General features: G+C 69.3%; 28 protein-coding genes. 4 read left to right on the plus strand and 24 right to left on the minus strand.

The features are described 5' to 3' along the window. Positions 1-8: 8 nt before the first annotated feature. From ACFHWE_RS07330 to ACFHWE_RS07390, 13 genes are all read right to left on the minus strand, one after another. Positions 9-1985, minus strand: coding sequence for a recombinase family protein (locus tag ACFHWE_RS07330; protein WP_416599848.1), 1977 nt, complete (start codon positions 1983-1985; stop codon positions 9-11). A gap of 65 nt (positions 1986-2050) precedes the next feature. Beyond that, a complete protein-coding gene (locus tag ACFHWE_RS07335) occupies positions 2051-2593 on the minus strand; it encodes a hypothetical protein (protein WP_416599849.1) in 543 nt (180 codons plus the stop codon). A 145-nt stretch (positions 2594-2738) separates the two neighbouring features. Beyond that, positions 2739-2993: a hypothetical protein gene (locus tag ACFHWE_RS07340; RefSeq protein ID WP_416599850.1), complete on the minus strand. Its 255-nt coding sequence runs from the start codon at positions 2991-2993 to the stop codon at positions 2739-2741. Next, a complete protein-coding gene (locus tag ACFHWE_RS07345) occupies positions 2990-3145 on the minus strand; it encodes a hypothetical protein (RefSeq protein ID WP_416599851.1) in 156 nt (51 codons plus the stop codon). The genes ACFHWE_RS07340 and ACFHWE_RS07345 overlap by 4 nt, the downstream gene beginning before the upstream one ends. Positions 3146-3395: 250 nt before the next feature. Then, positions 3396-4496: a hypothetical protein gene (locus ACFHWE_RS07350; RefSeq protein ID WP_416599852.1), complete on the minus strand. Its 1101-nt coding sequence runs from the start codon at positions 4494-4496 to the stop codon at positions 3396-3398. 84 nt (positions 4497-4580) lie between these two features. Then, entirely contained in the window at positions 4581-4997 is a 417-nt protein-coding gene (locus ACFHWE_RS07355; RefSeq protein WP_416599853.1) for a hypothetical protein, read from the minus strand. Between the two features lie 86 nt (positions 4998-5083). Beyond that, on the minus strand, positions 5084-5551 hold the full coding sequence (locus ACFHWE_RS07360; protein ID WP_416599854.1) for an NUMOD4 motif-containing HNH endonuclease: 468 nt from the start codon (positions 5549-5551) through the stop codon (positions 5084-5086). Then, a complete protein-coding gene (locus ACFHWE_RS07365; RefSeq protein ID WP_416599855.1) occupies positions 5548-5760 on the minus strand; it encodes a helix-turn-helix domain-containing protein in 213 nt (70 codons plus the stop codon). The genes ACFHWE_RS07360 and ACFHWE_RS07365 overlap by 4 nt, the downstream gene beginning before the upstream one ends. Before the next feature lie 272 nt (positions 5761-6032). Beyond that, positions 6033-6278: a WhiB family transcriptional regulator gene (locus tag ACFHWE_RS07370; protein ID WP_416599856.1), complete on the minus strand. Its 246-nt coding sequence runs from the start codon at positions 6276-6278 to the stop codon at positions 6033-6035. Between the two features lie 158 nt (positions 6279-6436). Then, the gene (locus tag ACFHWE_RS07375; protein WP_416599857.1) at positions 6437-7156 is read right to left on the minus strand and encodes a HEPN domain-containing protein; all 720 of its coding nucleotides are present in this window, start codon (positions 7154-7156) and stop codon (positions 6437-6439) included. A gap of 146 nt (positions 7157-7302) precedes the next feature. Beyond that, on the minus strand, positions 7303-8031 hold the full coding sequence (locus ACFHWE_RS07380; RefSeq protein WP_416599858.1) for a hypothetical protein: 729 nt from the start codon (positions 8029-8031) through the stop codon (positions 7303-7305). Between the two features lie 81 nt (positions 8032-8112). Further along, the gene (locus tag ACFHWE_RS07385; protein WP_416599859.1) at positions 8113-8418 is read right to left on the minus strand and encodes a hypothetical protein; all 306 of its coding nucleotides are present in this window, start codon (positions 8416-8418) and stop codon (positions 8113-8115) included. 44 nt (positions 8419-8462) lie between these two features. Continuing rightward, the gene (locus ACFHWE_RS07390; RefSeq protein WP_416599860.1) at positions 8463-8612 is read right to left on the minus strand and encodes a hypothetical protein; all 150 of its coding nucleotides are present in this window, start codon (positions 8610-8612) and stop codon (positions 8463-8465) included. Between the two features lie 203 nt (positions 8613-8815). On the opposite strand from ACFHWE_RS07390, the gene ACFHWE_RS07395 reads away from it, so the two are divergent. Further along, a complete protein-coding gene (locus ACFHWE_RS07395; protein WP_416599861.1) occupies positions 8816-9262 on the plus strand; it encodes a DUF4352 domain-containing protein in 447 nt (148 codons plus the stop codon). 182 nt (positions 9263-9444) lie between these two features. On the opposite strand, the gene ACFHWE_RS07400 is transcribed toward ACFHWE_RS07395, so the two are convergent. From ACFHWE_RS07400 to ACFHWE_RS07415, 4 genes are all read right to left on the minus strand, one after another. Then, positions 9445-9747 carry a helix-turn-helix domain-containing protein gene (locus ACFHWE_RS07400; protein WP_416599862.1) on the minus strand — a complete coding sequence of 101 codons (303 nt, stop codon included), beginning with the start codon at positions 9745-9747 and terminating at the stop codon, positions 9445-9447. A gap of 283 nt (positions 9748-10030) precedes the next feature. Then, positions 10031-12241, minus strand: a complete 2211-nt coding sequence (locus ACFHWE_RS07405; protein ID WP_416599863.1) for an AAA family ATPase — start codon at positions 12239-12241, stop codon at positions 10031-10033. Positions 12242-12339: 98 nt separating this feature from the next. Next, positions 12340-12510 (minus strand): hypothetical protein, encoded by a 171-nt coding sequence (locus ACFHWE_RS07410; protein WP_416599864.1) that lies wholly within the window; start codon positions 12508-12510, stop codon positions 12340-12342. Next, a complete protein-coding gene (locus ACFHWE_RS07415; RefSeq protein WP_416599865.1) occupies positions 12507-12728 on the minus strand; it encodes a helix-turn-helix domain-containing protein in 222 nt (73 codons plus the stop codon). Before ACFHWE_RS07415 ends, ACFHWE_RS07410 begins: the two co-directional genes overlap by 4 nt. Before the next feature lie 493 nt (positions 12729-13221). Here ACFHWE_RS07415 and ACFHWE_RS07420 point away from each other — a divergent pair, with 493 nt between their 5' ends. Then, positions 13222-13437: a hypothetical protein gene (locus tag ACFHWE_RS07420; RefSeq protein ID WP_416599866.1), complete on the plus strand. Its 216-nt coding sequence runs from the start codon at positions 13222-13224 to the stop codon at positions 13435-13437. A gap of 256 nt (positions 13438-13693) precedes the next feature. Here the strand turns inward: ACFHWE_RS07420 and ACFHWE_RS07425 are convergent, their stop codons facing one another. Genes ACFHWE_RS07425 through ACFHWE_RS07435 form a run of 3 tightly spaced genes read right to left on the minus strand, consistent with a single transcriptional unit; the run spans position 13694 to position 14914 of the window. Then, positions 13694-13909: a hypothetical protein gene (locus tag ACFHWE_RS07425; protein ID WP_416599867.1), complete on the minus strand. Its 216-nt coding sequence runs from the start codon at positions 13907-13909 to the stop codon at positions 13694-13696. Between the two features lie 10 nt (positions 13910-13919). Continuing rightward, positions 13920-14099 (minus strand): DUF397 domain-containing protein, encoded by a 180-nt coding sequence (locus ACFHWE_RS07430; RefSeq protein WP_416599868.1) that lies wholly within the window; start codon positions 14097-14099, stop codon positions 13920-13922. Then, a complete protein-coding gene (locus ACFHWE_RS07435) occupies positions 14096-14914 on the minus strand; it encodes a Scr1 family TA system antitoxin-like transcriptional regulator (protein ID WP_416599869.1) in 819 nt (272 codons plus the stop codon). The genes ACFHWE_RS07430 and ACFHWE_RS07435 overlap by 4 nt, the downstream gene beginning before the upstream one ends. A gap of 24 nt (positions 14915-14938) precedes the next feature. Here ACFHWE_RS07435 and ACFHWE_RS07440 point away from each other — a divergent pair, with 24 nt between their 5' ends. Next, entirely contained in the window at positions 14939-15232 is a 294-nt protein-coding gene (locus ACFHWE_RS07440) for a hypothetical protein (protein ID WP_416599870.1), read from the plus strand. Positions 15233-15397: 165 nt separating this feature from the next. Here the strand turns inward: ACFHWE_RS07440 and ACFHWE_RS07445 are convergent, their stop codons facing one another. Continuing rightward, positions 15398-15859 carry a DUF3060 domain-containing protein gene (locus ACFHWE_RS07445; protein WP_416599871.1) on the minus strand — a complete coding sequence of 154 codons (462 nt, stop codon included), beginning with the start codon at positions 15857-15859 and terminating at the stop codon, positions 15398-15400. Positions 15860-16061: 202 nt separating this feature from the next. After that, a complete protein-coding gene (locus ACFHWE_RS07450; protein WP_416599872.1) occupies positions 16062-16700 on the minus strand; it encodes a hypothetical protein in 639 nt (212 codons plus the stop codon). 297 nt (positions 16701-16997) lie between these two features. Here ACFHWE_RS07450 and ACFHWE_RS07455 point away from each other — a divergent pair, with 297 nt between their 5' ends. Continuing rightward, complete coding sequence (locus tag ACFHWE_RS07455) at positions 16998-17969, plus strand: 4-hydroxy-3-methylbut-2-enyl diphosphate reductase (RefSeq protein ID WP_051415420.1); 972 nt, start codon at positions 16998-17000, stop codon at positions 17967-17969. A gap of 61 nt (positions 17970-18030) precedes the next feature. Here the strand turns inward: ACFHWE_RS07455 and ACFHWE_RS07460 are convergent, their stop codons facing one another. Both ACFHWE_RS07460 and ACFHWE_RS07465 read right to left on the minus strand, forming a co-directional pair. Next, entirely contained in the window at positions 18031-18576 is a 546-nt protein-coding gene (locus tag ACFHWE_RS07460; RefSeq protein ID WP_416599873.1) for a DUF4245 domain-containing protein, read from the minus strand. A gap of 315 nt (positions 18577-18891) precedes the next feature. Next, a complete protein-coding gene (locus tag ACFHWE_RS07465; protein WP_416599927.1) occupies positions 18892-19491 on the minus strand; it encodes a TetR/AcrR family transcriptional regulator in 600 nt (199 codons plus the stop codon). Positions 19492-19586 lie beyond the last annotated feature (95 nt).

The raw sequence follows: 19586 nt of genomic DNA on the forward strand, positions 1-19586 counted from the left end.
GGTCGACCCTACGGGAGGGCGGTGACGATCCGGGGGACGCCTGTTTTCTGGGGTCCCGTTTCGTGTCCGGCTCCGGTGTCGGCGACCAGCCGAGGGTCTACGCGGCCCTCGATCCGGACGGGCGGAAGCCCGACCATGCCCAGGTGCGGCGTGCCGACGTTGGGCAGCGCGTCCATGACCCGGGCCCACGTGCCGTCAGCGTCCCAGCGCTTGAACCGCGTGTGGATGCTGTTCCAGTTCCCGTACCGCTCGGGCAGCTCGCGCCACGCGCAGCGCGTGCGCGCCTTGTGGAACACCGCGTTCAGCACCGCCCGCCCGTCCAGCATGGTGCCCGAGTGCGTGCGACGCCCGGCCTCCCACTCGGCCACAATCGGCGCCACCAGCGCCCACGCGCGGTCGCACAGCTCCGGCGGCACCAGGCGGTCGTTCTCGATGAACCAGCGCGACAGCGAGCACGGCGTGCCAATCTGCGGCTGTGGCACCGGCCCCGTGACGGTCACCCGCACGTCCAGCAGCTGGAGCACCTCCGCGCGCTCGTCGGGGCCCAGGTCGGCCAGCCGCGCCCGCGCGCCCGTGGCCAGCGCCTCCAGGTCAGTGGCGCGGGCGGTGGCCTGCTCGGCCTGGGCCTGCCACCGGGCGGCGTCGTCGCGCTCGCGCTTGAGGGCGTCCAGCTCGGCCCCCAGCTCGTCAGTGGCTGCCTTCACCACCTCTGGGGCCACCCCGGCGCGCATGTACTCGGTCGCCGTCCGGGTGAGGGTGGCCGAACGCTCGGCGATCTGCGCGTCCAGCTCGGCAACCCGCGCGGCGTGGTCCACGTCCGCCCCGGCCTGGCTGTCCACCCACTCGGCAGCCATGGCGCGCAACCGGTCGGCGTCGCCCAGCAGCGCCACCACCTCAGCCCAGACGCGCGCCTCCATCTCCAGGGCCGGGATGGCCGAGTCGTCGCACACCTGCGCCCCCCGGTGGTGGGCCACCCGCCCCTTGCACCGGTAGGTTGGGCCGACCCCTGCGCCGTTCGGCCGGTCCTTCCGCCCACCCTTCCCGCCTACGTAGTACGAACCGCACCGCCCGAACAGCCGCTTTGACAGCGGGTACGCCCTGCGCTCGGGGCCGGTCCCGGGGCGCGTGGGCCGCAGCGCCTGGCGCAGCTCGGCCACCTCGGCGGGGGTGAAGATCGGGTCAAGCGGGATGACCACGGTCGCGCCGTACTTGGGCTTGCCGTCCTTGTCGAGCTTGGCGCCCCGCCCGGCGCTGGCTCGGGCGGGGTTGCGGAACACCACGTGCGCCTCGCACGTGGACTCGGCCAGCAGCCGGGCCCGCAGGTTCACCACCGACCAGGGCTTGCCCGAGCGGGTCACCATCCCGCGCGCGTTGAGCCGGGCGGCGGTGTCGCCCACGTCCAAGCCGTCATCGACCAGGTACACGCGGGCGGTGCGCAGGACGGTGGCCTCGCGCTCGTCGATGACCAGGTACGAGCCCCTGCGCCCCTGGCCCTCGATGCGGTAGCCGTACGGGGGCTGTCCGCCGGGCCACCCGCCCGCTATCGCCTTCTGTTGAAGTCCGCCCTGGGTACGCCTGCGGATGATGGTCCGTTCGAGCTGCCCGAACGTGGACAGCACCCCGACCATGAGTTCGTCGTCCTCGGAGTCGGTGCTCACGCCCTGCGTCGCCGACACGATCGGCACGCCCAGGTCCTTGAACCGGCCCTCCAGCTCGAAGTACACGCGGTTGGTCCGCCCGATCCGGTCGAGCTTGTAGACCACGACCACGTCGACCAGTCCGGCCCTGGCGTCGGCCAGCAGCCTGTCCATCTCGGGCCGTTCGAGCAGCGACCCGGACACCCCGTCGTCGGTGTACAGGTCGACCAGGGGCCAGCCCTGGCGCTCGATGAGCGCCCGGCACTCGGTGTCCTGCACGTCCAGGCCGTAGCCCTTGGTCTGATCATCGGTGCTCACCCTCAGGTAAGCCGACGCACGCAGCGCCATGCGGTTCCCTTCTCAGTCGATTGATACGGAGCGGCCCCCGCCGGGGTGGGCGGGGGCCGGGGTGGTCAGACCAGCTGGAAGCGCTTCGAGCGGCGCTCGCCGGACTTGGTCTCGTACACGAACTCGCCGTCGATCACGCGGCCCTCGTACTCCCAGCGGCCCACCTTGGCGGTGACCATCGGGTTCTTCTCCTGGAAGTCGGCGACGGCAGCGGCCGGACCGACCAGCTCGGGGAGGGGCTCGTTGTCGGCCTTCTTGGCGGCTCGGGCGGCCTTGCGCTCGGCCTTCTCAGCGGCCAGGCGCGCGGCGCGCTCGATGCCGCTGGCCACCATGTGGGCGAACCCGTAGCCCTCGGCCGCCTTGACGGCGTCGCCCGTGAGCGCCATCCCGTCGACCACGCGCCGGACCTCGGCGCCCATCGCACCGGCCCGGATCAAGAGCGACTTGGCCTTGGCGTCGTGGCCGGGGGCAAACTCCCGGGTGGTGGTCTTGGTGCAGCCGGTGGTCTCGCCCGTCTCGGCGTTCTCGAACCGGGCGCAGTGGCAGGGGCGCTCGGTCTTGGCCTTGGGGGCGGTCTTGATCTCGGCGGGGGTGGCGGCGAAGTCCATTTCGCGTCCTTTCGGGGCCGAAAAAGCGGGGCCGGAGCGCCCCGCGTTGTTAATACAATTAAATCATTCCGATAATTACCCCCACAATTTCAAAAGGGCGCCCTGCGAATCACGGGCTTATAAAGCCTTTGTTGTCGGAGTGGGCCTAGTCAGCGAGGACGCGAGCCAGGCCGCGCGCGTCGGCCACGGGGTGCGTGAAGCGGCCCACCAGGTCGCCGAACTCGTCGGTGCGGTCAACCACGAACACGACCCCTCGCACCTGGACCACGACCGGCCCGACCACCAGCAGGGGCGCGTCAACGCCGTGAATGCCCGAGTCGATGACGCCGTCTCGCCTCCACGAGCGCAGCGCGCCGTTTAGCTCGATCAGCCGGGCCATGGTCTGCTCCCACTCGCTCATCGGGTGACCTCCAGCCACTGGCGCACAGCCTGGGCCAGGTCGGCCATGCCGGGGGCCGCGTGGGCCAGCGAGGGCCCGGCCGGGAGCAGCCGGGCGTACGGCCTGGGTCGGGCCGCGCGACGGGGGCGGGTCCAACGGGTAGAGTTGCGCATTGCTGACAGCCTTTCCTGTCGGCGCCGGGGCTGGCGGCCATCACCCGCCACCCCGGCTTTTTGGGCTCAAAAAAGGCGGGACGAGCCCGCCGGAATACCCAATTAAACTATTACCCTTTCCTCCCGCGCAATTACCCGGCGGATATGCACTTATAACCGCGCGCATAAAAGAGCCCCGGGGTTTTCACGAGATGAAACCCTCGGGGCTCGGCGGGGCCCGTATGCGCGGCATACGGGGCCTGGTGTGGGGTCAGGCTGGAGCGGGGGCGGACAGGCGCCGCACGACCCGGCGGACACTGTCCGGCTTGATGTCCGGACGGACGGACACCGCCACGGACACCAGGTCGTCCGGGGCCACCCCCCGCGCCTGGAGCAGCCGGACAAGCTCGGTCGGCCCGGACACGTCCGCAGCAGCAGCGGACAGCTCGTCCGGCTCCGTCCGCTCGGGCGGACGGGGGCTGTCCGGCTCGTCCGCGCTCGGGCGGACGGGGGCGGACGGCTGGTCCGGCTCGTGTCCGGCCGTGTCCTCGTCCGTCCAGGGCTGTCCGGCGCGGCGCGCCTCCCGCCGATACCTGCGGGCCGATGTCATCGAAACGCCTAGCTCGTCGGCCAGCTCGCGCGCGGTGAGGTTCGGGCGCCCCTGGAGCAGCTCGCCCACCCGGGCCACTCGGTCCGCCTTGGCTTCGGTGTCACCCGAGGCCGTGCGCCTTGGGGCGGGGGCGGTCTCAGGCCGGGGCTGGCCCGGGTGGGGCTGGTCCGGCCACAGCCGTGCCAGGGCGTTCAAGCGGTAGCGCCGCTTAAGCTCGGCGTCCAGCCGAAGCGCCCGCAGCTCGTCCACGCGGTTCGACACCGCCACCGCGAACAGCTCTTTAAAGGTGTAGGGGAACACGCACAGCAGCAGCCCCGCCCCCGCTCCAGCGGCCACGGTCAGGGCCGCGTCAAATCGCTGGCCCGGCTGGAGCAGGGCGGGCAGCACCTCAAACGCACCGACCAGCAGCAGCCCGTGGGCGAAGTTGAGCACCAGCGACGCCCAGTAGACCTGCTTGGCCAGTCGCTCGGCCCTGGCGAACTGGAACAGCCGGGCGGTGTCGTCCTGCCAAAGCACCATCAGCAGCACGCACGCCAGCCACGCGCCCTCGATGGCGGCGAACGCCGTCCAGGCGTACGCCGTGGGCACGCCCGGGATCTGGGCCACAAGGTGCCCGGCCGACCAGGCGGCCATGGTGAACGTGAGCGCCCCGGTTACGAGCACCACCGCGTTGACCAGCGGGCGCGCCCTGGGGCGCTCGGCCTCGGCCTGCTCTATCGCCTCCAGCGCCTCGGCGCGCCGGTCGGGTGGTTGAATGGACATCGACACTCCAAGGGTCAAAACAGCCCCGTGCCGACCGCCATCGGCCCGGGGCTGGTCTGTGGGCGCGGCGGTGCCGCGCCCGGGTCACTTGCGGGGCAGCGTTCGGCGCCCACCGGGCGGGCGCACCGCCTGCACGGTCACCTGGTCGCCGCTGGCCGCAGCCGCAGCCCGAGCCGCGCGACCCGTCCGGCCACCGCGCACCCGGTCGGCCACCTGCTCGCGGCTCAGTCGTTCGGCCTCGGGCTGGACCTGGGCGGCCAGCTGCTCGGCCGCGCTGGCGGCCAGGTCGGTTGCTGCGCGCCGGTCGCCGCCTGCGGCCAGCTCGGCCACGCGCCGCGCCGTATCGGTGGCCTCGTCCAGGACCTTGCCGTCCAGCCCCCGGCTGGCCATACGGTCGCGGGTCTGGCTGGGGTCGTGCCCGTCGCGCGCCTGGAGCAGGTAGGCGTACACGGCCTGTCCCCTGCGCTCGGTCTGGACCTGGGCCGGGTCATTGCTGCTCATGTCGGTTCTCCTCGCGTGCTTTCATCGGAAGCGGGATGCCATGGTTCCCACGGGCGGTGCGCCAGCTTGGGCGGCGTACCGCCCGCTCACGCGGTGACCCTGGCGCGCTCCAGGGCGTACCGCTCCCGCCTGCATGTCCGGCAACTGCGGCGTCCACTGGGGTCGACGTACAGGTTCGACCCCGCGTATTCGTGACCCCTCGGGCAATGCGTCCGCGACGCCCACGGGTGGGTCCCATGTCGCACGGAGTCCAACAGGTTGTCGCTGTTCGAGCCGTAAGCCAGGTTCGGGGCGCGATTGTTCAGCTTGTCCCCGTCCAAGTGCCTGGTTTGCTGGCCCTCAGGGCACGGCCCCAGCCACGCGGCAGCCACCAGGCGATGCACGTAGTGGTGGCCGTCGCGCCCCAGGGCGACGCGCAGGTAACCGTTCCGGTTCAGCCACGGAGTGAGCGGTTCGCCGTTCTTCCGTGGGGTCCACGACCGCACGTTTCCAAGCGACGACACCTCGTACAGGCCCTCGTAGCCGACCACCGCGCGCCACTCCTCGGCACTCACTGGTCGCCCCCCTCGCTGTCGGCCAGCTCTCGGGGGTCTACGTTGAGAGCCTGGGCCAGCTTGAGCAGGTACACGGCGTTCGGCTGGGCCAGGCTCCGCTCCCACTTGGACACCCGGAATTCGGTGGTGTCGATGGCTCGGGCCACGGCGCGCTGCGTGAGTCCGCAGCGCTCCCGGGCCGTCTTGATGCGTTCTCCTGCGATGCGCATCTACGCCCCTTCCTCGTCGTCTGACCCCACGGGACCAGCCGACAAGGATTTGCTGGAAGACACTAATCCCGCCTACCTCGGGCGTGACGCTGACCACGCCCCCGTGGCCGGCCGAACTCGTCGCTTATGGCCATTCGCTCGTCGTGACAGCGGCGGAGCCAGGCGGCCACCCCACCGCGCCCGGCGCTGCGGTGCGGCCTCTCTCCGGCTCTTTCTTGCGCTTCCTGAACGCGCGGGGCCGCGCCCCGGGCGCTGGGCCGGGCCGGGTGTTCTCAGGCCGCCGGAGCGGCCTCCGTGCGCGCGGCCCGGAAGGCCACCCGGCGGCGCTCCTGCGGGTTCAACCCGCCACGGATGCCGAACTGGTCGCCCTGCTCGATGGCGTCGGCCAGGCAGGCCGCGCGAACCGGGCACCGCCCGCACACCGCCCTGGCCCGGTCCTGGATGTGGCGCCCGTTTGAAAAGAACACATTGAGATCTGACCCCTGGCACGCGGCCCACTCCGACCAGTGAAAGTCCATGCGGCCCACGAAAACACAGGCGGCTCACCGCCGGGAGCCCACAGGCGGGGCGCCGCTCTCTCCGGCGCTCGGTGCGGCCTTCCTGAACACGGGAGCGGCCGGGGCGGGTGCTGGGCCCGGGGCGGGCGCCTGCGTCAGGGAAGAGCGGCGGAAACGCTCTACTCCAGCGCCAGTTCGAGCAGCCTAGTTCCCGTGTGCTGCTCAAGGAAGTCGCTGACAGCGATAGCGCTCTTGTCCGCCAAGCGTTGGACGAGGTCAAGCCCGTTCGTGGCGTCTCTCTTGTGTACTCCCCCCTCGGGTGAACCACGGTGGGCGATGGAGCCGCGTAGAGTGACGAAATCGTCCAAGCGTTGGGTAGTTTGGCTAGTCGAGTTCTTGTGCCACTTCCAATGTTTGGTGATGTCGGGTACGCCTACGTGCTTCTTGAAGAACTCTTTGACCTGCTTGGACTTTGGGGTGTTCAGAGAACGATCGTCCTCGGAGACCAGAACATCGGCCCGGTCACGCAGCACCTTCTTCCACCCCTCGTCGGCCAGCCGCCAAGCCGCCAGCTCGTCCTTGTCATCAGCCAAGTCCTTCACGAGACTCTTCTTGAGTTCCTTGGGGAGATCGGTACCGCACGCGGCGTAGTCAGCAAGGTGACGCAACGCCTCAGCCGCCAAGTCCTCACAGAAGGCTTCCCAGTAGGCGCACGTAAGCACTACGGCGGAGCGGCTGACCACCTGGATTTCAGGGCGCCTGCGACCGCGCCCCTCTCCCGTCTCCTTGGCGTGGAACTCCAGCAGTCTGCTGACGTCGGGGACACTGCTGTCGAGCAGAGTGCTGTGCGCCTTACCCCGCACGGCTTGGGGGGCGTCGGCGCCGGTTGTTGTTCCCAACTTGAACCTTCCTTGCTGAGCCTCATGTGGTTCTTGTTCGCTGTAGCGAACATCGATTCGAGTTGCTCCCGAGGAGCGTCATCAACGACACCAGGTCAACCGAGCACTGACAACGCGCGGTTGCCGTTGGTAACCCGGCAGGGCAGCTACAGCCCCGGCATCTGGTTCACCAGGTAGCCGATCGCCCCACCGAATACCAACCCGACCACGGTCCAGAACGCGGACACTCCGCCGTCCGCCACGAGCCGCTGCCCGAACGTTGGCCGCTCCGCCCTGGGCACGTTAAGGATGATGCTTCTCAAAAGGATGTCGTCCCTTGAGCTGGCAGGAGGAGCCGCCATAAACGCCGATCCGATCGCCGCAGAGTTCGACGGCACCGCCGCCACCGCCAGCAGCAGCATGAGGATAACGACTGCCCCGTACAGAACCGTCTCCTCCTGTTGCAGATGCTTCAGATAGCTGATAACCAAATAGCCACCCAAAAGGAGCAGATCGATCAGCAGAGTAGCCAAAACCAGGGGCCAGTACACCCTTATCCGACGGGGAGCGCAGATCTCCTTGATCCGCGTCAATACGCCACTGGCAGAGATATCCGGCTCGATGAGCACGACCTCGGCGCCCAACCCGAGCTCCACTCGGATGGACGATTCACCCCTGGTGGCCTCCATCCGAACCCGCTTCAGCCGCTCAGGAAGCTCGTCGCGCACCTTGGCGAAGTCCTCTGGCTCTGTGCCCGACACCTCGCCGTTCACGGTGAACTCGAGAGGCCCAAACTTGGCCAGCTCGCGGGCGATAGCCTCCAGTTCGTCGCGGTAGAGCCTGAGTTGGCCTAGCCGGTGAATCTCTTGCCGCTTCTTGATGCGCTCCACAGCCATGCCGAACATCCTGGCGGATATCTGCCCTGAGCGGCGTACCCTACCGGAAAGTGGGGCGTATCCGTTAGGTACGGCCCCGGGTCACCCCTTGAGGAACAGTGCGAGGTCGAGCGACCCCAACTCACGGTAGAAGAACAGCCCTGCTTCGTCGGTGTGGATGCGCTCGGGCCACCCCGTGGCCTCGAACCGGGCGTACAGGTCCATGTCGCCAGACGCGACCACGCGCGGACCGTCACCCGCGAACAAGGCGACCATGTGCACCTGCTGGCAGTTGCACTGGATACAGAACGCCAGGTCGGTTCCGGCGTTGGCGATGGCGTCGAGCGCGGCCGGGTACAGGACGGTGTGGCCCTGCTGACAGACGACGAGGGAGGAAGGTTGGTCCATGTCGGGACGGTAGCAGGCCACCGACCCGACATGGAGGGTTTTGTTCACTCCTGCTCGGCAGGCGGGGCCAGCGTCAGGTACAGGTTGTCGCCACGTGGGTTGAGGCTGGCGGCCAGCCACTCGCCCTCGATCTCGACCACGAACCACCCGGGCTTGTCCTGGTGGGGGCGCACGTTCACGTTCGGCTCGTCCATGCGGCCACCCTAGCCAGGTCGACCGGGCACGCGTAAAGCCCGTTGGGTCGCCAAAACGGGCCGACATAATGGTCTCCGCACAGACCATCCCCCTCCCGGAGGACCCCATGACGGCCCCATCCCCCACCCCGCCCGCTTCCAAGTTCCCCGCCGGATGGGCGCTTGGCTGCGGGTGCGGGGGCGCGATACTCGGCGCCCTGGCGATGCTCATCTTCGTACTTGAGACGTACCCGATGCCTGAGGACACGGCCACCGCCGGGCAATCCGAGGTACAAGAGCAGCAGGTCGCGGCAGACGAGGCGTTCGAGTTCGGCGGGTTCAGCATCGCCGTCGAAGACGTCGAGATGGACGCCACGCACTTCGACGGTGACCCGATCACCGCGCCGGGCACCTACGTTGTCGTGACGGTGAGGGTCGAAAACATCTCCCAGGAGCCCCAAGAGGCGGACCGGCGGTGGTTCCGGCTGGAGGACGCCGAAGGCGCCGTCTACGAGTACGACGACGACATGGCCATCCGGACGCGGCAGGACGTGAACCCGGGCAACACGCTGGTCGTGCCGAACCCCTACAGCGTTCCGGCCGACGCGGAGATCACGCACCTTGTCGTCGTGGACGAAGAAGACGGGGCAGTGGTCAGAGTCGAGCTGTAGGCCACCGGCGCCCGGCTCCGCGGCCAACGAGAGGTCATTGCTCCATAACGGCGAGTGCAGCCGGCCACGGGCCACTCTTCCTGGACCTGGCGCGGGCCGGGTGGGCCCGACACCCGCCCCCACCCGCGCCAGGCGCTCGGAGGCGCCCCCGGACGTCAGAGACAGGCCACCGCGCGCCGGGCTCAGCCCTGGGCCGCGTCCCGCTCGGCAGCGGCCCCCCGGCGCTCGCGCGGGGTCACCTCGTCGGTGGACCACTCCAGCAGGTCGGCCGGGTCGCACTCCAGCGCGCGGGCCAGTCTGCCGATGTTGCGCAGCTGGGGCGCGGACCACCCCGCCTCCCAATCGGTTGTCAGGTCGCTGGTCGGGCGCAGGCCCATGAGGGCCGACAACTCGGCGTGCGTCAGCTCGCGCTCGCGTCGCAGCCGCTTCATGGCCCCCCGGTCGAAGCTCAGGATCGGCTCGGGTTCAGGTTCGGTGTCGGTCATGGTCGTGTCCTACTCGTTGTTGGTTCAGCTGGCCCCGCGTAAAGCCCGTTGGGGTGGGGAAGCGGGGGGCGTGGGTGCTCGGGTACGCCGGGGGTGTGCCGAGTGAGTGTGCGTCTCCCCCTCCCCAGAGGGGAGACGCACACTCGCACACCCCCCTGTGCGCATACTGTGCGCACACCTGCACAGTCCCGTCCCGTCGGACACTTGGGGCTCTGCGGGGGGTGTGCACGAGGGTGTGCATGCACACCCCTCCGAGACAGGTCTCGTGCACACCCCTCTCGGGTCACTTCACGCGCCGGTACTGCTTGGGTCCGTCACCACTCGTCCAACCGGGCTTCTCGACCAGGTAGCCGCCATCGATCAGCTTCTTTACCGCGCGCGTGACCGTGCTGGAGTGCCGATCCGCTGCCCTGTCCAGCTCGTTCTTGGACACCCACTTGTTCTCCGCCTTCAACGTGGGCTTAGCGGTCTTCAAAATCCCCACCTCAACCGGCCCAAGCTCCTCCGCCCCCGGCTGCTCTGGCTTAGCGCTGTCGGGCTCGGTTCCCAGGTCGGACCAGCCGACGCGCAGGGGGGTGGTCCCGTCGCTGACGACCACGTCGCCGCGCCAGGTGTGGCCGGTGCTCTCGCCGTTACGGTGCTTGTGGATCTTGGCCTTGACCTGGCCGTTGCGGTCCTTGGCGAACTTGGTGACCGACGAGAGCTGAACGACGATGCTGGACTGCTGGGCCTTGACCGTCGCGCCCCGGGCGTGGCCGCTACCGCCGTGCCCCTGGTGGTCGATCAGCAGCACCGCCACGCCGGGGTGCTTGGCGATGAATCGCTCGAACACGGTCCACAGTCGCAGTGACCCGGCGTTGTCCTCCTCCAGCCCGGCAAGTTGCAGCAGCTTGGCAACCGAGTCCACGATGACGAGCGTGGTTTCGGGGTGCGCGTCCATGAGCTGGTCGAGCATCTCGGGTGTGGCGACCAGGTTCCAGCCCGGGTAGTTGTACGGCTGAAATCGGGCCTCTTCCTCATCGGTGAGTCGGAAGGCGTCGATCTTGCCCCACGTCTGATCGGTGCTCTCGTCCTCCTGGATGACGATCACCTCATCGCCCCTGCGGAGCCGATCAGCCGCCAGGCTGTAGGCCAGCATGGTCTTGCCGACCTCGTAGTCGGCCATGAACAGGGTGATCCAGCCCGGCTGGAGAAACACCCCCGGCGCGGTGGTGTCGTAGACGACGCCCGCGCAGTCGCTTCGGCGTGAGGGGCGCCCAAGCTCGCGGTTGCCCCCGGCGGCCAGAATCTTGGCGCGTTCTTCCCCCCGAGCGCGGGCGATCTGCCGGACCAGCTCGGCGCGGGCGTACGGGGTCTGGTCGAACGCTTCCGGGTCGCGTTCAGCGAGCGCAACCAGGTGGCCGTGGTACACGTCAAAGGCGTCGTCCCGGATGACCCATCCGGCGACGTCGTTGAACACCTTCTCGCGGTAGCCGTCCCACGATCGCACAACCTCGGCGGGGTCGACATCGCCCCGGAGCAGGGACGCGCCGAGCTTGGCCTCTGTCGACTCCTCGTCGCGCTTGGCCTTCTCTCGCCGCCAGATGCCGACCTTCTTGGCGACCTCGGCGTCCGTGAGCGGGTACCGCATACGGCTGTTGACCCACCAGAGGAACCACTCGAACATCGCTTCGGAGTCGACCAGCGGGGCGGCGTACCCGGCCACCCTGGTCATCTGGTTGTCGCGCCCGATGCCCTCGCCCGGCTTCATCGGCAGCAGCTCGTCCACTGCCGCGCGCAGCCGCTGCTCCATGCTGCCCTCGTACTGCACAGGGCTGGAGCCCCCGCCCGTGGTGGCCCCACCCTCCGGAGCGGGCTCGGGCAGCATGGCGCCCAGCTCGTCGGGGTCCCAGCCCTCGAACTCGGGGTCGATGTACTCCAGCACGACGGGGTTGGCGGGGTCGGTCTTGTGATTGAGCGTGCCCGGCAACCGCAGCACGTTCGCACCGTGGTCCTTAGAAGGGTCACCCGCGAACAGCGCGATGAGCTGGCGGTTGATTCGGTCGATGACCTCGCGCGGGACGTCCCGGTTCAGCTTGACGTACAGGTGGAAGTTGTCGCCTGTGCCCGACCGGACCAGAGCCGCGCGCAGCTTGCGCGCCCACTCGGACCGCTCGGCCCACTCCTCGGGGGTCCAGGTGTCGGTGTGGTCGGCGTCGGCCTGGCAGACGCGCCCCGGCAGCGGCGTGTCCTTGGACCGCTTCTCATCGGGGAACTGTGCGGGTGTGAACCACACCTCGCGGCTGCCCATGACCATCTCGGCGTACGCCGGGATCTTGTCGCGGTCCTGCGGCCACGAGTACCAGGCCGCATTGCGGAAATTGGACGGCTTGCGCCCCGACTTGATGTCGCGGAGGCGGTGGTCGGTCGCCATGCAGACCAACCCCGGCCGGTCACCCCACAGCCAGTCCAGTAGCACCAGGGCCGCGCTGGGGTCGGCTTGTTCGCTGGTCACCGGCACTGTTTCACTGGAGTCAGAGTTTCGGGGTTGTTCTGGGGTCTGGTGGTCCCCCGCCTGGGGCAGGGCGGGGGCCTCCTCTGTGTTCGGATGCGTCATCGCTGACCACCCCCGGTGTCATCGGCGGGGCGGGTCGGCTCCTCGGGACGCGGGGCGAACAACAGAGCCAGGAGCCTGCGATACGCGGCGTCGCTCATGGGCGCGGCGGTCCACTGAACGTCGGCGGTGCCCTCTTCATTCGGCACGGCGTCGGCAGAGGCGGTCACTGGTCGTCCTCCGCCCACTCGATGAGGGCGGTGTACTCGATACCGAGGGCGTCGGCGAGGCGCCCGATGGTGTCGAGCAGGGGCGTCTTGATTCCGTACTCCCACCGGTTGATCGATGAGACGTGACGGCCGACTCTGTCGGCAAGCTCCTGTCGGCTGAGTCCGCGCGCTTCACGGATTCGGCGCATGGCGGCGCGGTCGAATGTGAGGACAGGCATTACGGGTTCTCCGCTGCGGATGGTTCGCGCCCGCGTCGTGCAGAGTCGAGGCGCGGCAGCGGCCCGCTGTGTGCGTCCGCTCCCCGCAGGGGCCGACCCCTCGGCCACCCCCGCCCATCGGCAGTCTCCCCGCTCCCCGGTATCAATCACCCGCCCAGGAGGCGGGGGCCGGACGGCTGTGTGCCTGTCTGGCCCCAAGGGGAGCACGTGGGTCCCCTCGGGCACAAGTCGAAGAGATACCCAGCTACCCGGCTCCCCCAGTACCCCCACCCAGAGCGCGACACGCCGGGCCCCTGCGGGCATGTGACCTCGCGTGACGATTCGTGCGTTATCAGGCTGATATCAGTCGTTCGCCTCTCGTTCACCCGGAGCGCGAGGGCTACCAAATCTTGGTCTAGACCGCACCCCCGTGGTGACCGTGATCACAAGGGTGTGGTGGAATCTCTGCCTCTCCGGCATGCTGAGGCGAACACAGCCAGAGAGGAGCGCAGGCGTGGCCGACGAGCGAGACCTGATCGAGTACGACGAGCCCCGCGTCCTGAGCGAAGTCTTTCCCGACCGAGACACCTCCGTCCCCTGGGGGTGCACCGCATGCGGGGACGTCCTGCCCGCCGATCAGATGACGGTCATCAAGCGCCACCACGCCCTACAGCCGGAAGGGCATCTGTACACCTACTGCCCCTACCACTTCGCCCGCACCCAGGTCTGAGCCCCGCCCCCGGCCTGCGCGGTGCCTGGCACCATAGGCCCCCGCGCCCCTCCGTGGCGTCTCCGAGCGCCTCGGACGCCCCGCGCGGGCCCTGAGCCCCGCCCAGCCCACGAGAAAGCCCCGGAAGCCCAAGAGAAGGGCGTCCGGGGCGTGCCCGAGGGGTCAGCGTGCGCGCTTGCGCTCGATCTCGGACCGGACGGCGTCAGCCCACCCGAGGTCAGCCGCCCACCGCTCCGCCGACTTGGCAATCACGGTCTCACCATCCGACCAGCGCACCGGGTGGCCGTCCACCCCGGCTCCCACGAGCAGCTTTTTTCAGGACCGCATCGTGGCCGGGTGTGTAAGTGCTCTTGGTGGTGCCCGAGCAGTCGGTGGACTCGCGACGCCAGATGGCGTCGCCGTGGTCGTTGGTGTGCTGGGGGATCAGAACTTCGTAGCTGCCGCACGCGCACGGCTTTTCAGGGGTCGCCATGACCTGAATGTTAGAGCTGGTCGGCGCGCACGGTGGCCAACAGCCCCGCCCACTGGTCGGCGGGCAGCGCGAGGGTTGCGTGGGCCGGATTCTTGGAATCTCGCATCTCGGTGACCCCGGCCTGACCCCGGCACTCAACACAGTTCGGGGACGACCCGCTGTAGGAACTCTTGAACCAGTCGTCACTCACGCTGCCATCCTCCGCAGTTCAACCATGCTCGTCTGTGGGGGCAATGCTAGCGCCAGGGCGTCCCGCACCAGCTCGCGCGTCCGGGGGAGCGCGGAGTCGGGGTGCACCTGGGAACCCTCAAGGTGGTCGGACACGGCAACCTCGCGGCCCTCGGGAAGCTTGAACACTTGGAAGGGGCCGGGGAACCCCATCAGGATGGTCCCCTCGGGGAGCAGGTGGACGCGCACGCGGTCAGGCAGGTCCAACAGGTGAGCCACCTGCTCGGCGCGGACGTGGTCGGGGGCGTGGGTCAGCGCGGTCAGCGGGAAGACTGCGGAGACTTTCGCGGAGAGCTGTCCCAGCCGCTCGGATCGCAGCTGCGCGAGACGCCGGACGTCGCGGACCCTGCGGCCCGCCTCGTAGGCAAGTTCGGCGTATGACGGACACCAGAGCAGACCGGGGACCGTAAGCGGGGACACCAGGTCGATACGGACCGCCTCCCGCTCCAGCACGTCCACGTCAAGCAGAAACGGGGGCAAGTCGTCGGTGACGGTGTTCTCCCACCCGGCGAGCAGCGCCCCGCTGGCTCCGAGGGCGGTGTCCAGAGCGGCGACAGCGCCACGGGACGGCCTCGTCTTCCCGGACAGGTAGCGCGACAGCGACGCGGGCGAGACGCGCGACCTGGCGGACAGGGCTCGTTGGGTCAGGCCGGACAGTTCCAGGTACCGGGCGAGCACGGCGGGAAATCCAAGGGGGGCAGTCATGGAATTGTTGTACACCGCGTTGCCCGACCGCGCCCGCTGTTTCCGCAAAGTCGTCAACACGTGGCCCAACACCGCAGGTAGCGGGACGCTGGCCGCATGGAACTTGAAGATGAGCGCGTTACCTACCTGCGCGACCTCCAAAGCGCCCTGACCGCCCGGCAGCTCAGCAGCAGGCTCGCCGTCACCGTGTACCAGGGCGAGTTGACCCCCACCCTGTGCTGTGACCCGTACCTGGGCCAGGCAGCCGTGCGGGTGGTCGACGACCAGTTCACGTTTCTCGGCGTCACCACGCCCCGGGTGCGGGTGCCCGTCACCGACCCCGCAGAGTGCGTCAACCAGCTCGTGCGGCAGCGCGCCGGGAAGGTTGCCACGTTCCCGGGGTCGGTTTGAGAGCTGTCCGGCCTGTGGACACCCCGCACACGGCGGAGGGGTGTGCCATCTCGGCACACCCCTCCGCGTCGTTACTGGGCTGCTACGCCACGTCTAGCGCGAACGGAACCGGACCCAGAGCACGACCCGCCGTTACGGGCCTGGGGACGACCGGTCGGGGCGGGGTCAGCTCTGGGCGTTTCCGCCCTGGGAGACGTCGTTGTCGGCACCCAGGTTGTTCGTGGTGGGCTCGCCGCCGGAGTAGTAGACGGTGTTGTCGGTGCCCATCACGGTGATGGTCTCGACGGTGCCTATGTGGACGGTCATGTTGCTGCCGAGGACAGTGACCGCCGCGCAGTCGCCGTTGAGGACGACCTCTCCGGCGTTGGCCGTGATGTTGACGAAGCGGCCCTGGCAGTCCTCCGTGACGGTGCCGTCGGCGGTCGCGATGTTGAGGGTGTTCTCCCCCTCGCCGGTGATGGACGTGTTGCCGTCCTGGTCCATGGACACCGAACCATCGCCGTTGCCGACGCTGACACCGTCAGGGTCGAGGGTGACCTCCCCACCGCCGGGAAGGTCCGCGGTGCATCCGGTCGCCCAGAGCCCCGCCGCCAGGAGAGCCGCCGCGCCCAGGGATCGCTTGATCATGGAGAACCTTTCGGTCGGAGAGGGCACACGAACGCGCCCTGTCTGTCCGGGTAGACGTCCTCCGTCACCGGAGGGTTCCCGAACAGTGACCGAAACGAATCCTGCCCCGTTCCGAAAGAGGGGCCGCCGTCGACACGGCGGCCCCGATACCCGTATGCGCCCGATGTGCGCCCAGACCGGGAGCACGGGGACTGACAGGCCCCTACTCGGCGGCTTCGAGCTTGGTGATCCGGTTGTCGTACATCTTGATGAAGTCGGACCGGCCCTGGTGGGCGACCTCGTAGGCCCGCAGGTCGCGGACCTGGTCGACGGTGAGCTTGCGCAGCCGCGCCCGGACCGACGGAAGGGTGAGCTCGTCGTAGGTGGGGACGGCCAGCTCGTCGACGCTCGGGGCGTTGCCCTTGCGGACCTTCTCCAGCACATCGTCGCTGGAGACCGCCGTGTCGGCCTCGGCGACCGCGATCTCCTCCGCGATCTCCTCCGCGTCGGCGGGCTTGTCCGCGGAAGCCTCCGCCGCGTCGGCGGGCTCCGCCTTCTCCGCGGCCACAGCCTCGGGCCGGGGCTTCTCGGTGGTGGTCTCCGCGGCTTCGGCGGGCCTCTCGGCCTCCGCCTCAGCGGGCTTCTCTTCGGCCGGGGCCGCCGTGGAGGTCTCGGCGGCCTCCGAGGCGTTCGCGGTCTCGGAAGCCTCCGGGGTCCCCACGATCGCGGTGGCCGTGGCGGCCTCCGCCTTCTCGACGGCGGGCTCCGCGGCCGCGTCGGAACCCGTGGCGGACACGGACTCCTTGCGGCCGAAGATCCCCTTGACCATGGTCATGAGCTTCGTGACTGTCGGATTCGACATAGGACGGGGGCTCCTGATGCTCTCGGCTCGGTGGGCCGGCGGCGCGCGTCCATCAAACCAGGCAAGGCCGAGCTGAGGGCGAACCGCCTATGGACAGATGCGACGGTGAACCAGGATAGAGGAGGGGGAACGGCATGAGCAGGGGATAAGTGAACGATTTCGCCACTTCGAATCCGAACCGGATACGTCCTGTTCCCGAAGCGTCACCTAACGCCAGACGCACCCCGGATCCGCCCCCTCCGATGCGTTTCACCACATCCGCCCTGCGAGTGCCCCAAGGCACCTAGGATGTGGGGCATGACTGCTGCGACGACCGCGACGAACCAACGCCGTGTCCTGCTCGCCAACCCCCGGGGGTACTGCGCCGGTGTCGACCGCGCGGTCATCACCGTGGAGAAGGCCCTGGAGCAGTACGGCGCCCCGATCTACGTACGCAAACAGATCGTGCACAACACCCACGTGGTCCGCACGCTGGAGGAGCGCGGCGCGATCTTCGTCGAGGAGACCGAGGAGGTGCCCGAGGGGGCCATCGTCGTCTTCTCCGCCCACGGCGTCTCCCCGGCCGTCCACGAACAGGCCGAGCGCCGCAGCCTCAAGACCATCGACGCCACCTGCCCCCTGGTCACCAAGGTGCACAAGGAGGCCAAGCGCTTCGCCGCCGAGGACCGGGACATCATCCTCATCGGCCACATCGGCCACGAAGAGGTCGAGGGCACCAGCGGCGAGGCCCCCGAGCACATCCAGATCGTGGAGAGCCCGGAGGAGGTGCACAAGGTCGAGGTCCGCAACCCCGACAACGTCTCCTGGCTGTCGCAGACCACCCTGTCGGTGGACGAGACCACCCAGACCGTGGACGCGCTGCGCGAGCGGTTCCCCAACCTGCTCGACCCGCCCAGCGACGACATCTGCTACGCCACGTCCAACCGGCAGGACGCGGTCAAGGCCATGGCCCCGGAGTGCGAGCTAGTCATCGTGGTCGGCTCCGACAACTCCTCGAACTCCGTCCGCCTGGTGGAGGTCGCGCTGGACGCCGGCGCGAACGCGGCGCACCTGATCGACAACGCCTCGCTCATGGACGACTCCTGGCTGGAGGGCGTGACCACCGTGGGTGTGACGAGCGGTGCGTCCGTGCCGGACATCCTGGTGCGCGAACTGCTCGACAAGCTGGCCGGACACGGGTACGGCTCCGTGACCCCGGTGACCACCGCCGACGAGTCGCTCACCTTCTCCCTCCCCAAGGAGCTGCGCCGCGACCTGCGCGCCGAGTAGTCGGCACGGCATCTGACACGTGTATGCGGCCCCACCGGTTCGGCGGGGCCGCATACACGTGTCAGGCCTGTTCCGCCCCCGCGCCGTCGCCGGTCTCCAGACCCGCGGCGAGGTGGGCGAGTTCGTCGGTGTCGGCGCTGCCCGCGACGACCAGTGTCACGCCTTCCCCGTACATGACCAGGGCACCCCAGTCATCGGACTCGTAGTGGTCCCACTCGTGTCCGACGACGGCGACCGTGCCGACCACCTCGGCGCCCCGGACCTGCTTCCGGACGAACGCGACGGGGTCCCCGTCGCTCTGGACCAGTCGGGCGTGGCTGTCGGCCGCCGTGGCGAAGCCGACGCTCCACTCGACCGGCCCGGTCGTGTCCAGGTTCGAGCTCGTGGGGGTCCACCCCTCCTCCGACAGGTCCTCCGACGGCACCGCCACCGGGTAGTCCGCGGCCTCGCGCAGGGAGGTGAGGTCGAACCGGTAGTCGACCTCCGGGATGTGCTCCCCGGACCGGGCGGACACCACGAAGGCCATCAGCAGGAGGATGCCGACGAGGATGCCGAGCGAGACGGCGTAGTTGGAGAAGGTCGCGTGGGACCGGCTGCTTTGACTCATGGCACCTCTCAGCTTGCCTCAGGTCCGCGACCCCGCCGACCCGGGGTGGCCGTAGCGAGTCCCGCAGCCCCTCCACCCGCGTCCCAACCGCCGACGACGCCCCCTGAGGAGGCGGCGGTGACCGGACGATTCCAGCGTAGAGCCGCGGTGCTGACCGCTGCGGTGGAGCTGTCGGGGACGGGCACCTGGGCGGTGCCGGTTGCGGCGTGCGGATTCGCTTGAGGGTGGTGGTGGGCGACCGGCGGAAAACAGCGCCGCCAGGCGTCCGTTGAGGGTGGTGGTGGGCGACGGGCGGGCGAGGAACCACCAAAACGGTCAACGACCGGGCTCCAGGGCGCTGAGCACCCGGGCGATGTCGTCGGCGAACGCGCGGGCGTCGGCGTCCTCCCGGCCCAGCACCTCGGCGACGGCGAGCAGCATACCGCCGCTCACCACGGTCAGGAGCGCCTCGTCCACGGGTTCGTCCGCCTTGCGGTACAGCGCCACGTTGCGGTCGGTCCACTGGGTGAGCCGGACTCGCAACTGGTAGTCGAAGCCGGGAGGGCCGTCCCCGCTGAAGAACAGGCGCGCGGTGTCCCGCTCCTCGATGCATCCCAGCAGGTAGGCGTGCGCGGCGATGTTCATCAGCCGGGTGGGGTCGCTCTCGCCCTCGGAGCGCGCCTGGAGCACTGCGTGGTGGGTACGCTGCTGCTGGCGCCGCTGGAACTCCTCGTACAGGGCGAAGTACAGGTCGGCCTTGCCCGTGAAGTGGTGGTAGAGGCTTCCCACACTGGCCCCGGCGACGGTGACGACCTCGCTCACGCCGGCCTTCGCGAAACCGACGGTGCGGAACACCTGGGCAGCCGCCTTGAGCAAGGCACTGCGGGTGGCCGCGCCACGCGAGGACACCCGTGTAGGTTTGTCCGTTCTTTCCACTGTCTGCCTCACTCCACTCCGAATCCCGCCAGCCTAGACGGTACATCCGTCGCACGGTCGCCGCAGGGCCCCGCGGAACCGCCCGTCCGCACCCT

The sequence above is a fragment of the Nocardiopsis sp. LOL_012 genome (genome assembly GCF_048060475.1).
Classification (GTDB): domain Bacteria; phylum Actinomycetota; class Actinomycetes; order Streptosporangiales; family Streptosporangiaceae; genus Nocardiopsis.

Excerpts from the sequence above, each read along its gene's own strand:
- ACFHWE_RS07340 (WP_416599850.1), bottom strand. The coding sequence starts at position 2,993 with ATGAGCGAGTGGGAGCAGACCATGGCCCGGCTGATCGAGCTAAACGGC.
- ACFHWE_RS07460 (WP_416599873.1), bottom strand. The coding sequence starts at position 18,576 with ATGAGTCAAAGCAGCCGGTCCCACGCGACCTTCTCCAACTACGCCGTC.
- ACFHWE_RS07445 (WP_416599871.1), bottom strand. The coding sequence starts at position 15,859 with ATGATCAAGCGATCCCTGGGCGCGGCGGCTCTCCTGGCGGCGGGGCTC.
- ACFHWE_RS07370 (WP_416599856.1), bottom strand. The coding sequence starts at position 6,278 with ATGGACTTTCACTGGTCGGAGTGGGCCGCGTGCCAGGGGTCAGATCTC.
- ACFHWE_RS07440 (WP_416599870.1), top strand. The coding sequence starts at position 14,939 with ATGGAACTTGAAGATGAGCGCGTTACCTACCTGCGCGACCTCCAAAGC.
- ACFHWE_RS07330 (WP_416599848.1), bottom strand. The coding sequence starts at position 1,985 with ATGGCGCTGCGTGCGTCGGCTTACCTGAGGGTGAGCACCGATGATCAG.
- ACFHWE_RS07415 (WP_416599865.1), bottom strand. The coding sequence starts at position 12,728 with ATGCCTGTCCTCACATTCGACCGCGCCGCCATGCGCCGAATCCGTGAA.
- ACFHWE_RS07400 (WP_416599862.1), bottom strand. The coding sequence starts at position 9,747 with ATGACCGACACCGAACCTGAACCCGAGCCGATCCTGAGCTTCGACCGG.
- ACFHWE_RS07380 (WP_416599858.1), bottom strand. The coding sequence starts at position 8,031 with ATGGCTGTGGAGCGCATCAAGAAGCGGCAAGAGATTCACCGGCTAGGC.
- ACFHWE_RS07350 (WP_416599852.1), bottom strand. The coding sequence starts at position 4,496 with ATGTCCATTCAACCACCCGACCGGCGCGCCGAGGCGCTGGAGGCGATA.
- ACFHWE_RS07395 (WP_416599861.1), top strand. The coding sequence starts at position 8,816 with ATGCTCATCTTCGTACTTGAGACGTACCCGATGCCTGAGGACACGGCC.
- ACFHWE_RS07335 (WP_416599849.1), bottom strand. The coding sequence starts at position 2,593 with ATGGACTTCGCCGCCACCCCCGCCGAGATCAAGACCGCCCCCAAGGCC.
- ACFHWE_RS07390 (WP_416599860.1), bottom strand. The coding sequence starts at position 8,612 with ATGGACGAGCCGAACGTGAACGTGCGCCCCCACCAGGACAAGCCCGGG.
- ACFHWE_RS07355 (WP_416599853.1), bottom strand. The coding sequence starts at position 4,997 with ATGAGCAGCAATGACCCGGCCCAGGTCCAGACCGAGCGCAGGGGACAG.
- ACFHWE_RS07425 (WP_416599867.1), bottom strand. The coding sequence starts at position 13,909 with ATGGCGACCCCTGAAAAGCCGTGCGCGTGCGGCAGCTACGAAGTTCTG.
- ACFHWE_RS07365 (WP_416599855.1), bottom strand. The coding sequence starts at position 5,760 with ATGCGCATCGCAGGAGAACGCATCAAGACGGCCCGGGAGCGCTGCGGA.
- ACFHWE_RS07450 (WP_416599872.1), bottom strand. The coding sequence starts at position 16,700 with ATGTCGAATCCGACAGTCACGAAGCTCATGACCATGGTCAAGGGGATC.
- ACFHWE_RS07385 (WP_416599859.1), bottom strand. The coding sequence starts at position 8,418 with ATGGACCAACCTTCCTCCCTCGTCGTCTGTCAGCAGGGCCACACCGTC.
- ACFHWE_RS07455 (WP_051415420.1), top strand. The coding sequence starts at position 16,998 with ATGACTGCTGCGACGACCGCGACGAACCAACGCCGTGTCCTGCTCGCC.
- ACFHWE_RS07345 (WP_416599851.1), bottom strand. The coding sequence starts at position 3,145 with ATGCGCAACTCTACCCGTTGGACCCGCCCCCGTCGCGCGGCCCGACCC.